Source organism: Bounagaea algeriensis, assembly GCF_054491375.1.
Window position 1 is genome coordinate 3,114,893 of the sequence record NZ_CM137102.1, and the last position, 14,308, is coordinate 3,129,200.

Consider the following 14,308-nt stretch of genomic DNA (forward strand, 5'->3'; position numbering starts at 1 on the left):
CAGCAGCCGTGCCGGGGTTTTCCACACCCGCGAAGCTGACACCTCGAGTCCGGGAACCCCCGTGGGTCCGGGCCCCGCGAATCCGGCACCCCGCGAATCCGGCACCCCGCGAATCCGGCACCCCGCGAATCCGGGACCCCGCGGTTTGGCACCGGGGGTTTGGCACCGGAGGTCTGGCACCGGGGGGGGGCAGCAGCCGGCGGCGCCGCGCTCGCCTCAGCCGCGGCCGGCCAACCAGCGCAGCGCGAGCGGGTAGCCCTCCACCCCGAACCCGGCGATCACCGCGGTGGCGACGTCGGAGAGGTAGCTGGTGTGCCGGAACGTCTCCCGCCGGTGCACGTTGGAGATGTGCAGTTCCACGAGATCGGCCCGCAGCTGTGCCGCCGCGTCGCGCACGGCGACCGAGTAGTGCGTCCACGCGGCCGCGTTGAGCACCACCGGTGCCTGCTCGTCGGTCGCCTCGTGCAGCCAACCGACCATCTCGCCTTCGTGGTCCGTCTGCCGCACCAGCACGTCCACCCCGAGCTCACCGCCGGTGCGCTCGCACAGCCCGACGAGGTCGGCGTGGCTCGCCGTGCCGTACACCGAAGGTTCCCGCGAACCGAGCCGCCCCAGGTTCGGCCCGTTGAGCACGTGCACCCTCACAGGAACACCTCCGTGCTCGGACGCTGCTCCGCATCGCCGGTCACCGCGGAGTACGCGGCCGCCAGCAGCGACGGGTCGGGACCCTCCAACCGGCCGGGCTTGGCGAGCTCGTCGAGCACCACGAACCGCAGCATGCCCGAGCGGGTCTTCTTGTCCGACTGCATGTTCTCGATGAGCTCGTTGAGCGCGCCGGCGTAGTACTTCGTCGGCAATCCCAGCGCGTCGAGCACGCTGCGGTGCCGGTCCGCCGTCGCGTCGTCCAACCTGCCGGCCATGCGGGCCAGTTCCGCGGCGAAGACGAGACCGATCGACACCGCGGCACCGTGCCGCCAGCGGTAGCGCTCGCGGCGTTCGATGGCGTGCGCCAGCGTGTGGCCGTAGTTGAGCACCTCCCGCGAGTGCGACTCGGTGAGGTCCTCGGCCACCACCGAAGCCTTCACCTGGATGGCCCGGCTCACCAGTTCACCCAGCGTCCGCCCCGCCGGGTCGAGCGCGGCCGCGGGGTCCCGCTCGATGATGTCCAGGATCTCCGGATCAGCGATGAAACCGCACTTGACCACCTCGGCCATGCCGGCGATGACCTCGTTCTGCGGCAGACCCTCCAATGTGGCCAGATCGACGAGCACGGAACTCGGCTCGTGGAACAGGCCGACGAGGTTCTTGCCGCCCTCGGTGTTGATCGCGGTCTTGCCGCCGACCGCCGCGTCCACCGCGCCGAGCAGGGTCGTGGGCACGTGCACGACACGCACCCCGCGCATCCACGTCCCGGCGACGAAACCGGCCATGTCGGTAACAGCGCCACCACCGAAGGCGACGACCACGCCGTCGCGGTCCATGCCGATCTTGCCGAGCACCTCCCAGCAGAAGCCCGCCACGGCGAGGCTCTTGCCCTCCTCGGCGTCCGGCACCTCGACCCGGTGGGCGTCCACGCCCGCCTCGGCCATCTCCTCGCGAACGTTCTCCACCGTGGTCGTCAACGTCGGCTGGTGCACCAGCGCCACCGTGGACGCCCCGCGCACCTGCTCGATGAGATCACCGAGCATGCCGCGCCCGATGAGCACTTCGTACGGCTGCCGGGTCGCGACGTTGATCCGCACCGGCTCGGTCATCCTCGCCCCTTTCCGATTCGGGGGTCCGCCGACGGGTCAGCACCGGTCAGCGCGGCGTCGACGCGCCGCGCCACCTCCACCGGTGCGAGCTCGTCGGTCTCGATCTCCACCGTCGCCACCTCGCGGTACAACGGCATCCGCGCATCCAGCAAGGCCTTGAACGTCGCCCGCGGGTTCACCCCCGAGAGCAGCGGCCGCGCCGTGGACAGGCCCGTGCGCCGGGCTCCTTCGGGCAGGCCGACCGCGAGGAACACGACCGGGTGCTCGGTCAGCAGCCGCCGCGTGCGGTCGGACAGCACCGCACCGCCGCCGAGGGCGAGCACGCCGTCGGAGGTCAGCGCGGTGGCCACCGCGCTCTCCTCCATCTCGCGGAAGGCCGGCTCGCCGTCGACGGTGAAGATCTCCGCGATCTCCCTGCCGCTGGAGGCGCGCACCTCCTCGTCGGTGTCCCGGAAGGGCACGCCCCAGTGCTCGGCGAGCAGGCGGCCCACCGTCGTCTTGCCGCTTCCCGGCGGGCCGATCACCACCGCGCGCGGTGTCATGAGCGTTCGGACCTTTCCTGCGCGCGTTCCGCCAGGCTATCGAGGTAGCCGCGCATGTTGCGCCGCGTCTCGGAGAGCTCGTCCCCGCCGAACTTCTCCAGCGCGGTCTCGGCGAGCACGAGCGCGACCATCGTCTCGGCGACGACCGCGGCGCGCGGCACGGCGGTGACGTCGGAGCGCTGGTGCATCGCGTGCGCCGGCTGCCCGGTGGACACGTCCACGGTGTCCAGCGGGCGCGGCAGGCTGGAGATCGGTTTCTTCGCCGCGCGCACGATGAGCGGTTCCCCGTTGCTGATGCCGCCTTCCACACCGCCGGCGCGGTTGCTGGAGCGGGTGACCCACCGCGCCCCCGAGGCGGGATGGATCTCGTCGTGCGCGGACGAACCGCGGCGCCGCGCGTTCGCGAAACCGGCGCCGATCTCCACGCCCTTGATGGCCTGCACGCTCATCAGCGCCGCGCCCAACCTGCTGTCCAGCTTGCGGTCCCAGTGCACGTGCGAGCCCAGTCCCGGCGGCACGTCGTGGGCGATGACCTCGACGACACCGCCGAGGGTGTCCCCGTCGCGCTTGGCCGCTTCCACCTCGGCGGTCATGCGCTCGGTGGCCGCATCGCCGAAGGCGCGCACCGGGTTGTCGTCGATCGCCTCGAGGTCCGCCGCCGTCGGCAGCGTTTCCTGCTCCGCGTCCACGTCGCCGAGGCTGACCACGTGGCTGACGATCTGCACACCGCACAGCTGCTGCAGGAACGCCCGCGCCACCGTGCCGACGGCCACGCGCGCCGCGGTCTCCCGCGCGCTGGCGCGTTCGAGCACCGGCCGCGCCTCGGTGAAGCCGTACTTCTGCATGCCGGCGAGATCGGCGTGCCCCGGGCGCGGCCGGGTCAGCGGCTCGTTGCGGGCGAGCGACTCCAGTTCCGCGGGATCGACCGGGTCGGCGGCCATGACCTTGTCCCACTTGGGCCACTCGCTGTTGCCGATGCGGATCGCGAACGGGCCGCCCTGCGTACGACCGTGCCGCAAACCGCCGAGAACCTCGAGTTCGTCGGCCTCGAAGTTCATGCGCGGGCTGCGCCCGAAACCGAGTTTCCGGCGTTCCAGCTGGGTCGCGATCTCGCCCGTGGTCACCTCGACGCCCGCCACCATGCCTTCCAGCATCGCGACCAGGCCGGGACCGTGCGACTCTCCGGCAGTCATCCAACGCAGCACAACTCATCATCCTGTCACGTGCGCAGGCACGGGCAGGCCTCCGGGGTGCCGGCACCCGCCGGGTACAGCGCACCGCGAACACCTCGCCGCGGCGGCGAGGTGTCACGGGCCGAGGACGGTCAGCAGCCATGCGGGCGCGAGCAGCGCGGGGCCGTGCGGCACATCCCGGCCTTGATCACGGCACCGCAGCAACCGCCCCAGCAGGGCGGTGAGCACCGCCGAGACCACCACCATGCCGGCCACGGCCTGCAGCGAGACCCCGCCGACGGCCGCGCCGAGCGCGCCGGCGAGCTTCACGTCCCCGGGTCCGAGCGCGTCGCCGAGCACCAGGCGCACGAGGAGGTAGGCACCGCCGCACAGCACGCAGCCGACCGCGGCCGTGGCCGCGAGACGTGGTCGCCCGGCCCCGAACGAGGCGGCGGCGAGCAGCAGCCCCAGCACCGGGTACAGCGGCAGGGTCAACCCGTCCGGCAGGCGGCACGCCCGCACGTCGCAGACGCCGAGCAGCACGCCGAACCAGGCCAGCACCAGCGGGACCGGCAGCCACCACCACGAGACCCCGGGCAGGAACCACCGCACGGCGGCGACCGCCCACAGCGCAGCGGTGCCGAGCTCGCACCACCCCGCCGGCGGGCGCACGCCCCGGGACAGCCGCAGCAGGACGGACCGGCCGAGACGGCCCGCCGCAGCGCCGAGCAGGCCGCACACCGCGGCGACCGCGACCGCGCCCGCCACGCCGCAACCGGAACCTGCGCTCCCGCAGTCGAACGTCGTCGTGTCCACCGCCCCAGCCTGCGGGCACGTGCGTCGCAGGCCGCGCCTCCGCGCACCGCGCAGGCGCGTGTCGGGAGGGTTCCCCCGGTGCGGTCAGTCCACGGCGAACAGCACGTCGCCGGCGCCGACTTCGCCGTCCTCCCGCCGCTCGCTCAACGCCTCCGGCCCGACCTCGAGGACCACCACGGGGCAGATCGAGGCGTACCCGGCCGCTTCCACCGCGGAGGGGTCCCACGTGACCACGCTGTCGCCGGCTTCGACGCTGTCGCCCTTGGCCGCGTGCACGGTGAAACCCTCGCCGGCGAGCTTGACCGTGTCGATGCCGAGGTGCACCAGCACCGCCGCCCCGGTGGAGGCGGCGATGACGAACGCGTGCGGGTGCAGCGTCACCACCGTGCCGCTGATCGGCGCGACCGCGGCGGCCGCACCCGCCGCCGGCCGCACCGCCACGCCCGGGCCCACCACGGCCTGGGAGAACACCGCGTCCGGAACCTCGCTGAGCGAGGTCGCCAGGCCGTCGACCGGGCTGCCCACTTCCAGGCTCACCGCAGGTCCTCGATGTCCTCGGCGATCGTGTCCGCCTCCGGGCCCACGACGACCTGCACCGCCGTGCCCTGCAGCATCACACCGTGCGCGCCGGCCGCTTTGAGCCTCGCCTCGTCGACCTTGCCCCCGTCGCGCACCTCGCAGCGCAGGCGGGTGATGCACGGTTCGATCTCCACCACGTTGTCCCCACCGCCGAGCGCGGTGAGGATCGCCGTCGCCTTGTCCTCGGCCACCGCGGCCTCCCTTCCGTCCGGACCGCGCTGACGCGGTCCTGCCGATGATCCTGCGCCGCCCGGTGTCGATACGGCAACGAAGGAGCGCACCTCTTGACACCCGTTGTGGCGACCACGCATCGTTCGCTACTGGTTTAGACCGGACAGTACCAACGTCTGCCAGCCCGAGCGCCGAGTCGCCGCGCTCCGCGCACCGGCATCGTAGACACTCCGTTCGGACACGCGTGTCGACGCGGGCCCGGTGGCCACCGGGTCCGCGTGGAGAAGGAGAAGCCTTGACTAGCGCCGAGAAGGCGTCCGGCGGCAGCAGCGGATTCGCACTGCTGCAGCGCCTGGGACGCAGCCTCATGCTGCCCATCGCCGTGCTGCCCGCCGCGGCGCTGCTGCAACGGCTCGGCCAGGACGACCTGCTCGGCGCCATCGGCCCGCTGCAGCCCGTGGCCGGTGTCATCGGCGCCGGCGGCGGGGCGCTGTTCGACAACCTGCCGCTGCTGTTCGCCGTCGGCGTGGCCATCGGGTTCGCCAGGAAGTCCGACGGCTCCACCGCGCTGGCGGCGACCGTGGGCTACGTCGTGCTGGCCGGGGTCATGTGGGAGATCACCGGTCAGGAGGACGGCACGGTCTACAACGAGGGCCCCTACGGCGTGCTCGGCGGCATCGTCGCCGGGTTGACCGCGGCCTTCCTGTGGCAGCGCTTCTACCGGATCAAACTGCCCCAGTACCTCGCGTTCTTCGGCGGCCGCCGCTTCGTGCCGATCATCACCGCCTGCGCCATGCTCGTCATCGGCGCGATCCTCGGCGTGCTCTACCCGCTGTTCGACGCGGGGCTGACCGCGTTCAGCAACGCGATCACCGCCAACGCGGTCATCGGCGGCGGGATCTACGGCGTGGTCAACCGGCTGCTGCTGCCACTGGGCCTGCACCACATCCCGAACAACGTCGTGTGGTTCCTGTTCGGCGACTACCAGGGCCAACACGGCGACATCTCCCGCTTCTTCGCGGGCGACCCGACCGCCGGCACGTTCATGACCGGGTTCTTCCCGATCTTCATGTTCGCGTTGCCGGCCGCTGCCCTGGCGATCTGGCACTCGGCCAAGCCCGAACAGCGCCCGGTCGTCGGCGGCATCATGGTCTCGGTCGCGCTGACGGCGTTCCTCACCGGCGTCACCGAACCGCTGGAGTTCTCCTTCGTCTTCGTGGCCTGGCCGCTGCTGCTCATCCACGCCGTGCTCACCGGCAGCTCGATGGCGCTGGTGAACGCGCTGGACATCCACAGCGGCTTCGGGTTCTCCGCCGGCGCGATCGACTACGTGCTCAACTTCGGACTGTCCACGCGGTCGCTGTGGCTCATCCCGATCGGACTGGGCTACGCCGTGCTGTACTACGTGATCTTCCGCTTCGTGATCGCGAAGTGGAACCTGCCCACACCGGGCCGGGAGGAGGACGGGCCGGAGCAGACATCCACTTCCGAGGCGGATACTGGCGGCGGTGCCCCGTCCGGCGGGTCCCCGTCCGGTGGGGCCTCGTCCGGTGGGGCCTCGTCCGGTGGGGCCTCGTCCGGCGGGGCCGGCGGACGGGGCGATTCCGCGGGAGACACGTCCCGCGACCAGCAGTGACGCCGGTCGGTGCGATCGGCAGGTGGAACGGAGCGACATTGGCCGAACGACAGGTGACGGTGGCGAGCAAGGTCGGGCTGCACGCGCGGCCCGCAGCGCTGGTGGCCAAGGCCGCCGCCCAGCAACAGGTGCCGATCAAGATCCGCAAGGAGGGCACCGAACCCGTCGAATGCGGCAGCATCCTCGGTCTCATGGCGCTGGGGGCCGCCGGCGGCGACGAAGTCGTCCTCTCCGCCGAGGGCGACGGTGCGGAGACCGCGCTGGAGCACGTGGCCGAGCTCGTCGCGTCCGAGCTGGACACCAGCGCGTGACAGCCGACGAGTGACACCTCCCGCGGCCGCCGCGCACCGCGGCGGCCGCGGATCAAAGCTCGGCGAGCGCCTGCCCGCCCGTGGCCTCGGCCAGAGCGGCCCGCATCGCCGCCCGCGGCGCGGGCAGACCGGTGAACCACTCCACCTGCCCGAAAGCCTGGTGCAGCAGCATGTCCAGACCGGTGGCCAGGCGACCGCCGGCCGCCGAGACCGCACGCGCCAGCGGTGTGGGCCACGGGGCGTAGAGCACGTCGAGCACGTGCGGCGCGACCGCCGAGTGCTCGGCCGCAAGGCCGTCCCAGGCGCCCGCGGGCAGTGCGGACACCACCACGTCACTGGCTCCGGCCAGTTCGGACAGTGCTGCGGTGTCCAACCGCTCCACCCGCACCCGCAACCCGAGGCGTTCGGCCGTGGCGACGGCCGAACGCGCACGTGCCGGTTCGCGCACGGCGAGCACGCTCTCGCTCATGCCCAGTTCGGCGAACGCGGCCAGCGCGGCCGCGGCCGTTCCCCCGGCACCGAGGACCAGCCCGCGCTCAGCACCCGGTACCGCGCCCAGCGCGCCCACCACGCCGTCCACGTCCGTGCAGTCGGCCAACCAACCGTCCGCCCTGCGCACCAGGGTGTTGGCCGCGCCGACCGCCGCCGCGCGTTCGGTGCGCACGTCCGCCAGCCGCAAAGCCGCGTGCTTGCCGGGCATGGTCACCGACAACCCCGTCCACTCCGGACCGAGCGCGGCGACGAAGCCGGGAAGTTCCTGCTCGGTGACCTCGTGGCGGTCGTAGGACCAGCCGAGCAGGCCGAGCTCGCGGTAGGCCGCGGTGTGCAGCACCGGCGAGAGCGAATGCGCGATCGGCGAGCCCACCACGCCGGCCCGCCGCGCTTGCGCGGTGCTCCGCTCGGACATGTGCGCGGTTCACCCTCCTCGTTCCTCGACCGGGTGGACATTTCTCGAGAAACGTTCCCGACGTTTCTCGAGAAATGTCCACCGCTCACCGATGTCGGACCCGGACCGGCCCGGCGTTGCCAGCTTCAGGGGCCGTCAGAACGCCCCGCGTTCCTGGGCCTGCTGGATGTAGCGGTCGTGCTCCTCCTGCGTCGCGGCGAAGCACGACGTCCCGTCCGGGTAGCACTTGACGAAGTACTTCCAGTCGCCCTCGGCCGGTTCCTTCGCCGCGGCGATCGCCTCCTGGCTGGGCGCGGAGATCGGCGTCGGCGGCAGCCCGTAGTTCTGGTACGTGTTGTACGGGCCGGGCCGGTTGCGGTCCTCCGGTTTCGTCAACAGGCTGGGCTTGTCCAGCGGGTAGTTGATCGTCGAGTCCATCCCGAGATGCATCCCCGGCGGGTTGAGCCGGTTGTACACGACCCGGGCCACCTTGGGGAAGTCCTTCTCGATGCTCTCGCTCTGCACCAGCGACGCGACCGTCAACAGCTCGTACGGGGAACGACCGGTCTGCTCCGCGGCCTGCGGCACACCGGCGGCTTCCAGCTTCGCCGTGGAGCTGCGCAGCACCGAACGCAGCACGCTCGCCGCGTCGCCACCCGGTTCGATGTCGTAGACGCCGGGTTGGATCAGACCCTCCAACCTGCGGAAACCCTCTCCCTCGGCGGCTTCGCCGCGCAGCCACTCCGGCACGCCCAGCTCGGCGAGGTCCGCGGTCGCGGCGGCCTGGTGCATCTGCTCGGAGGTGACGCACTCCTGCGCACCGCCGGTGCAGGTGGCCTGCGCGAGCCGCGTGAGCACGCCCGGTTCGCGCCCGCCGTCGGGAGTGAGCTGGTCCTCCAACCGCATCCCGCCGCGCACCTCGACACGCCCCACCTGGGCCTCGTCGGAGACGATGTGCTCGACAGCGGCGCGTCCCGACATCTCCCTGTTCATCAGGTAGTAGCCGGGCTGGATGCTGTTGATCCGCTGGTTCTCCTCGGCAGCTGCGACGAACGCCTGGGCGCTGGCCACCACGTTCTTCTCGCTCAGGGTGGATCCGATGGCGCTGATCGTGTCGCCGGAGGCCACTTCGATGACGACGTCGCCGTGACCGCCGCCCTCGTAGTCCTCGTAGGACCGCAGCTCGCGGATCTGGCTCACGCCGTACAGCGCACCGGCCACCACCAGGACGAACACGCAGACCCCGGCGATGGCGGTCACCCAGCGGCGCCGCTTGCGCCGGCGGAATAATCCCGGACCGCGCTCCGTCCGGGACGGATCGTCGTCATCGGGGTCGTCCGCGAACAATCCGAGATCGTCGCTCACCAATTGTCCCTTTCCGCACTACGCCCCCGAGCGTCCAACCATGCTTGCAGGATCTCCACGGCCGCGGCCTGGTCCACCACGGCGCGCTGCTCCTTGCCCCGCACCCCCCGCTCGCTCAGCATACGGCTCGCGGTGACGGTGGTCAGCCGTTCGTCGGTGAACCGCAGCGGCACCGGAGCGATCCGAGGCGCCAGAGCGTCGCCGAACCGCCTGGCCATGCCGGCGGAGTGGCCTTCCTCCCCCGCCATCGTCACGGGCAGTCCCACGACGACCTCGACCACGCCGTACTCGGAGACGAGCGCGGCCAGCCGCCGCAGGTCGCTGCCGCGACGCCGGTCCCGCCGAACCGTTTCCACCGGGGTGGCCAGCACCGGCGCGGGATCGCTGATCGCCACGCCGATGCGCGTTCCGCCGACGTCGACGGCCAGCCGCCGCCCCGGACCGGGATCCGGGCAGTCGGCACTCACCCGAGCATCACCCGGCCGATCTCCTCGCGCAGCGTCGACGCGGCGGCGGTGATGCCCTCCGGGTTGGAGCCGCCACCCTGGGCCATGTCCGGTTTGCCGCCGCCGCGGCCGTCGACATCGCCGGCGAACACCGGCACGAGCTTGCCGGCTGCCAGGCCCGCGTCCCGCCCGGCTTCGTTGACGCCGACGACGAAGTTGACCTTGCCGTCCTGCACGGAGAACAGCGCGGTGACCGACGGGCGGCTGCCGAGGCGGCCGCGCACCTCGCCGACGAGCGAGCGCAACGCGTTGCCGTCGACGCCGTCGGCGACCCGCTCGGCCACGAAGGTCACCCCGTGCACGTCCACGGCCTTCTCGGCCAGATCCCCGGCCGAGGACAGCACCTGCTGCACGCGCAACTGCTCGAGTTCCTTCTCCGTGTCGCGCAGCCGCGTGACCGTCTGCTCGATGCGCCCGGGCAGTTCCTCGGCGGGCACCTTCATCTGATCGGCGATCTGGCTGACCAGCATGTGCTCCTTGTTGATGTAGCGCATCGCGTCCATGCCGACGAGGGCTTCGACGCGGTGCACCCCGGAGCCGACCGAGGAGTCGCTGACCAGCTTGACCACCCCGAGCTGGCCGATGCTGCCGACGTGGGTGCCACCGCACAGCTCGCGCGAGTAGTCGCCCATGTCGACCACGCGCACCTGGTCGCCGTACTGCTCGCCGAACAGCGCGATCGCGCCGAGCTCCATGGCCCGGTCCATCGTGGTGCTGTAGGACTGCACCTCGACGTCGTTCTGCAGGTACTCGTTGACCTCTTCCTCGACACCGCCGAGCACGGAGGCGGACACGGCCGAGGGGGCGGTGAAGTCGAAGCGCATCCGTCCCGGCGAGTTCAGCGAGCCCGCCTGCGCGGCCCGCTTGCCGTAGGCGCCGCGCACCGCCGCGTGCACCAGGTGCGTGGCCGAGTGCGAACGGGCGATGGCGCGCCGGCGGTTGGCGTCGACCTCGGCCTCGAGCACGGCGTCCACGCCGACCTCACCGGCCAGGACGGTGGCGCGGTGCACGAACAGGCCCGGCACGGCGCGCTGCACGTCGTGCACCTTGACCTCCGCACCGCTGCCGACGAGCTTGCCCGTGTCGGCGATCTGCCCGCCGCCTTCGGCGTAGAACGGGGTGCGGTCCAGCACCAGTTCCACCTCGGTGCCCGCACCGGCGGTCTTGGCGGGTTGGCCGCCGACGAGCAGTCCCAGCACGCGGCTCTGCCCGCCCAGGTCGGTGTAGCCGATGAACTCGGTGGTGCCGTGCTGGTCGAGCAGATCGCGGTAGGTGGACAGGTCGGCGTGGCCCTGCTTGCGGGCCTTGGCGTCCTCCTTGGCGCGCCGCCGCTGCTCGTCCATCAGGCTCCGGAAACCCTGCTCGTCGACCGACAGCCCCTGCTCGGCGGCCATCTCCAGCGTCAGGTCGATGGGGAACCCGTACGTGTCGTGCAGCTGGAAGGCCTTGTCGCCCGGCAGCTGGGTACCGCCGGCCTTCTTCGTCTCCCGCGCGGCCGTGTCGAAGATCTTCGACCCGGTCGAGAGCGTGGCCAAGAAGGCCGACTCCTCGTTGCGCACCGCCGAGTCGATCCGGTCGAACTCGTCGACCAGTTCCGGATACCCCGGAGCCATGGCGTCGCGCACGACGGCGGCGAACTCGCCGAGCACCGGTTCGTGCACGCCCAGCAGGCGGGCCGACCGGACGATGCGGCGCAGCAGCCTGCGCAGCACGTAGCCGCGGGCCTCGTTGCCGGGTGTGACGCCGTCGCTGATGAGCATCACGCCGGAACGGGCGTGGTCGGCGATGACGCGGAATCGGACGTCGTCCTCGTGCGAATCGCCGTAGCGCCGGCCGGACAGCTCCTCGGCCTTGGCGATCACCGGGCGGACCAGGTCGGTTTCGTAGACGTTGTCCACGCCCTGCAGCAGGCAGGCGACCCGTTCGATGCCCAAGCCGGTGTCGATGTTCTTCGTCGGCAGCTCACCGAGCACGGGCGCGCCTTCCTTCGGGCTGCTCTCGCCTCGGATGTCCTGCATGAACACGAGGTTCCAGATCTCGATGTAGCGGTCCTCGTCGACGACGGGGCCGCCCTCGTGGCCGTACTCGGGACCGCGGTCGTAGTAGATCTCCGAGCACGGGCCGCCGGGACCGGGCACGCCCATGTCCCAGTAGTTGTCCTCGGCGTCGCGGGTCTGGATGCGTTCCGGCGGCAGACCGGCGACCGACCGCCACAGCTCGGCGGCCTCCCGGTCGTGCTCGTAGACGGTCACCCACAACCGGGCGGGGTCGAAGCCGAACCCGCCGTCAGCCTGGGACTTGGTCACCAGGTCCCACGCCTGCGCGATCGCACCTTCCTTGAAGTAGTCGCCGAACGAGAAGTTGCCGGCCATCTGGAAGAACGTGTTGTGGCGCGTGGTCTTGCCGACCTCGTCGATGTCCCCGGTGCGCACGCACTTCTGGATGCTGGTGGCACGCGGGTACGGGGCCGGGGCGTCACCGAGGAAGTAGGGCTTGAACTGGACCATGCCCGCGTTGACGAACAGCAGCGTCGGGTCGTCCAGGATCAGCGACGCGCTCGGCACCACGGTGTGGCCGGCGGCGCGGAAGTGCTCGGTGAAGCGACGGTTGATTTCGTGGGTCTGCACGGTGAAGTCCTCAGGCGATGGTCGAAACGAGCTCTCGGCGGGACGAGCGGCGCTGCGCTGGAGCGTTCAGCGTCCAGCCCGGCGCGCTCGGCGCTGGTCGGCCGCCGCAGCACCGGCGCCGGGAGTGTTCGCAGTGCGCTCCCCCGGCGTCGCGGCGGCCGCGCGCGCCGCCTCGGCGACCCGCCCGTCCTGCGCGGCCTCGTCGAGCTCCTGCTCGCGTTCCCGCATCCCCGCGCGCACGTCGGCGCCGAAGGCGCCCACCGAGTCGGCCAGATCGCGCATCGCGCCGCCCAGCTGCTCGGCCACACCTGCCGGCGTGGCCTTCCGGGTGGTCGCGTTGACCTTGCGGGTCACCGCCACTCCGGCCGCGACCCCGGCACCGAACCAGAACAGGCGCCTCACTTGGGTCCTCCTTTGCCCCTGCGGCGGGAATGCCGGCCCGTGGGAGCCGCCTTCCTCTTCCGGCGCGCCCGCACGGCCTTGTTCACCCCGTACGAGAAGGCGGCCGTCTTTACCAGCGGCCCTCCCAGTGTAGCTGTGAACAGCGAGGACAGCGCCGAGGCGTTGCCGCTGACCGTCTTGGCGTGCGCGGTGATCCCGTCCACCCGCTCCAGCTGGGTATTCACGTGGTTCAGCGTCGAGTTCGCGCCGGTGAACAGGGGGTCGGAGTTCTCGTGCGCCTTGCGAATCGCGGTGGTCGCCGCATCCAGCGTGCGGCCGAGCTTGACCAGCGGGATCGCCAGCAGCACGACCAGCAGCACGAACGCGCCCGCTGCGATCAGCGCGGCGATCTGCGTGGGCGTCACGTGCCCTCCCGAAATTTCGACGACGTACTGCGACCACCGGTGCCGGCTCGCACGCGGGTGGCCTTGTGATCGCCGTCAGGCTACCGCGTCGCTTCGGGTTGACCGCTTCCACCCGCGCGCGTGCCGGAAAGATCTGGTGCCGGGTTTGCTGCTCTCAGCCGCCCACCGGGGTGACCGGGGTCCCGGACTCGAGCACCCCGACGACGTTGCGCGCGGCCAAGTCGGCCATCGCCCCCCGCGTCTCCCGGGTCGCCGACCCCAGGTGCGGCACGGCCACGACGTTGTCCATGCCGAGCAGCTCCGGCTGCACCTCGGGTTCGCGCTCGAACACGTCCAGCGCGGCACCGGCGATCTCCCCGGCCTGCAGCGCGCGCACGAGGGCGCGCTCGTCCACCACGGGCCCGCGGCTGGTGTTCAGCAGCACCGCCTCCGGCCGCATCGCCCGCAGCGCCTCCTCGTCGATCAAGTGCCGCGTCCGCGGGGTCAGCGGGCAGTGCGGGCTGACCACGTCCGCAGTGCGCAGCAGCTCGTCCTGACCGAGGTAGGTGGCTTCGAGCTCGCGTTCCACCTCGGCGTCGGCCCGGCTCCGCCCGGTGTAGGCGATGTGCATGCCGAAGGCGCGGGCGCGCCGGGCGACGGCGCGCCCGATCCCGCCGAGCCCGATGATGCCCAGGGTCTTCGCCTGCAACCCGCTGCCGAGCATGAAACCGAGGTGGAAGTTCCACGGTTGCTGCGCGCGCAGCAACCGCTCGCCCTCGCCGAGCCGGCGGGTGACCATGAGCAGCAACCCCAGCGCCAGGTCGGCGGTGGCGTCGGTGAGCACGTCGGGGGTGTTCGTCACGACCACGCCGCGTTCGCGCAGCGCGGCCACGTCGACGTTGTCGTGCCCGACCGCCACGTTGGCCACCACGCGCAGGTTCGGACCGGCGGCCTCGACCAGCTCGGCGTCGACGCGGTCCTGCACCATCGTCACCAGCGCGTCGGCCCCGCTCGCCACCTCGTGCAGCTCGGCCCGCTGCAGCGGCCGGTCCTGGCCGCACACGTGCACCTCGCCCGCTTCGGCGAGACGCTGCCGCGCCTGCTCGGGAATCCACCTGGTGACCACGATCCGGTTGGGCACCGCGACCTCCTCGCGCC

At 71.9% G+C, this 14,308-nt stretch carries 16 protein-coding genes; 2 read left to right on the forward strand and 14 right to left on the reverse strand.

The genetic code is table 11. The annotated features are described in order from the left end of the window. Positions 1 to 216 precede the first annotated feature (216 nt). From aroQ to ACVGV2_RS14175, 7 genes are all read right to left on the reverse strand, one after another. Positions 217 to 645 (reverse strand): type II 3-dehydroquinate dehydratase, encoded by a 429-nt coding sequence (aroQ, locus tag ACVGV2_RS14145; protein ID WP_459162836.1) that lies wholly within the window; start codon positions 643 to 645, stop codon positions 217 to 219. After that, complete coding sequence (gene aroB / locus ACVGV2_RS14150) at positions 642 to 1,754, reverse strand: 3-dehydroquinate synthase (RefSeq protein WP_459162837.1); 1,113 nt, start codon at positions 1,752 to 1,754, stop codon at positions 642 to 644. The genes aroQ and aroB overlap by 4 nt, the downstream gene beginning before the upstream one ends. Continuing rightward, the gene (locus ACVGV2_RS14155) at positions 1,751 to 2,296 is read right to left on the reverse strand and encodes a shikimate kinase (protein ID WP_459162838.1); all 546 of its coding nucleotides are present in this window, start codon (positions 2,294 to 2,296) and stop codon (positions 1,751 to 1,753) included. Before ACVGV2_RS14155 ends, aroB begins: the two co-directional genes overlap by 4 nt. After that, entirely contained in the window at positions 2,293 to 3,501 is a 1,209-nt protein-coding gene (gene aroC / locus ACVGV2_RS14160; RefSeq protein WP_459162839.1) for a chorismate synthase, read from the reverse strand. Before aroC ends, ACVGV2_RS14155 begins: the two co-directional genes overlap by 4 nt. A 102-nt stretch (positions 3,502 to 3,603) precedes the next feature. Further along, complete coding sequence (locus ACVGV2_RS14165) at positions 3,604 to 4,284, reverse strand: prepilin peptidase (protein WP_459162840.1); 681 nt, start codon at positions 4,282 to 4,284, stop codon at positions 3,604 to 3,606. 84 nt (positions 4,285 to 4,368) lie between these two features. Next, complete coding sequence (locus tag ACVGV2_RS14170) at positions 4,369 to 4,821, reverse strand: PTS sugar transporter subunit IIA (protein WP_459162841.1); 453 nt, start codon at positions 4,819 to 4,821, stop codon at positions 4,369 to 4,371. After that, the gene (locus tag ACVGV2_RS14175) at positions 4,818 to 5,054 is read right to left on the reverse strand and encodes a glucose PTS transporter subunit EIIB (RefSeq protein ID WP_459162842.1); all 237 of its coding nucleotides are present in this window, start codon (positions 5,052 to 5,054) and stop codon (positions 4,818 to 4,820) included. The genes ACVGV2_RS14170 and ACVGV2_RS14175 overlap by 4 nt, the downstream gene beginning before the upstream one ends. Positions 5,055 to 5,329: 275 nt before the next feature. Here ACVGV2_RS14175 and ACVGV2_RS14180 point away from each other — a divergent pair, with 275 nt between their 5' ends. Continuing rightward, positions 5,330 to 6,670 (forward strand): PTS transporter subunit EIIC, encoded by a 1,341-nt coding sequence (locus ACVGV2_RS14180; RefSeq protein ID WP_459162843.1) that lies wholly within the window; start codon positions 5,330 to 5,332, stop codon positions 6,668 to 6,670. A 38-nt stretch (positions 6,671 to 6,708) separates the two neighbouring features. After that, positions 6,709 to 6,981: an HPr family phosphocarrier protein gene (locus tag ACVGV2_RS14185; protein WP_459162844.1), complete on the forward strand. Its 273-nt coding sequence runs from the start codon at positions 6,709 to 6,711 to the stop codon at positions 6,979 to 6,981. A gap of 52 nt (positions 6,982 to 7,033) precedes the next feature. On the opposite strand, the gene ACVGV2_RS14190 is transcribed toward ACVGV2_RS14185, so the two are convergent. The 7 genes from ACVGV2_RS14190 to ACVGV2_RS14220 all read right to left on the reverse strand — a co-directional run bounded on the left by ACVGV2_RS14190 (position 7,034) and on the right by ACVGV2_RS14220 (position 14,291). Further along, positions 7,034 to 7,888 carry a shikimate dehydrogenase gene (locus tag ACVGV2_RS14190; RefSeq protein ID WP_459162845.1) on the reverse strand — a complete coding sequence of 285 codons (855 nt, stop codon included), beginning with the start codon at positions 7,886 to 7,888 and terminating at the stop codon, positions 7,034 to 7,036. A gap of 135 nt (positions 7,889 to 8,023) precedes the next feature. Continuing rightward, positions 8,024 to 9,232, reverse strand: a complete 1,209-nt coding sequence (locus ACVGV2_RS14195; RefSeq protein WP_459162846.1) for an endolytic transglycosylase MltG — start codon at positions 9,230 to 9,232, stop codon at positions 8,024 to 8,026. Beyond that, complete coding sequence (gene ruvX, locus ACVGV2_RS14200) at positions 9,229 to 9,699, reverse strand: Holliday junction resolvase RuvX (protein ID WP_459162847.1); 471 nt, start codon at positions 9,697 to 9,699, stop codon at positions 9,229 to 9,231. The genes ACVGV2_RS14195 and ruvX overlap by 4 nt, the downstream gene beginning before the upstream one ends. Then, complete coding sequence (alaS, locus tag ACVGV2_RS14205) at positions 9,696 to 12,365, reverse strand: alanine--tRNA ligase (RefSeq protein WP_459162848.1); 2,670 nt, start codon at positions 12,363 to 12,365, stop codon at positions 9,696 to 9,698. Before alaS ends, ruvX begins: the two co-directional genes overlap by 4 nt. A gap of 66 nt (positions 12,366 to 12,431) precedes the next feature. Continuing rightward, positions 12,432 to 12,767 carry a hypothetical protein gene (locus ACVGV2_RS14210; RefSeq protein ID WP_459162849.1) on the reverse strand — a complete coding sequence of 112 codons (336 nt, stop codon included), beginning with the start codon at positions 12,765 to 12,767 and terminating at the stop codon, positions 12,432 to 12,434. Next, positions 12,764 to 13,171: a DUF948 domain-containing protein gene (locus tag ACVGV2_RS14215; protein ID WP_459162850.1), complete on the reverse strand. Its 408-nt coding sequence runs from the start codon at positions 13,169 to 13,171 to the stop codon at positions 12,764 to 12,766. Before ACVGV2_RS14215 ends, ACVGV2_RS14210 begins: the two co-directional genes overlap by 4 nt. Positions 13,172 to 13,325: 154 nt before the next feature. Continuing rightward, positions 13,326 to 14,291 carry a 2-hydroxyacid dehydrogenase gene (locus tag ACVGV2_RS14220; protein WP_459162851.1) on the reverse strand — a complete coding sequence of 322 codons (966 nt, stop codon included), beginning with the start codon at positions 14,289 to 14,291 and terminating at the stop codon, positions 13,326 to 13,328. Between the last annotated feature and the right edge of the window lie 17 nt (positions 14,292 to 14,308).

Excerpts from the sequence above, each read along its gene's own strand:
- aroB (WP_459162837.1), bottom strand. The coding sequence starts at position 1,754 with ATGACCGAGCCGGTGCGGATCAACGTCGCGACCCGGCAGCCGTACGAA.
- ACVGV2_RS14155 (WP_459162838.1), bottom strand. The coding sequence starts at position 2,296 with ATGACACCGCGCGCGGTGGTGATCGGCCCGCCGGGAAGCGGCAAGACG.
- ACVGV2_RS14190 (WP_459162845.1), bottom strand. The coding sequence starts at position 7,888 with ATGTCCGAGCGGAGCACCGCGCAAGCGCGGCGGGCCGGCGTGGTGGGC.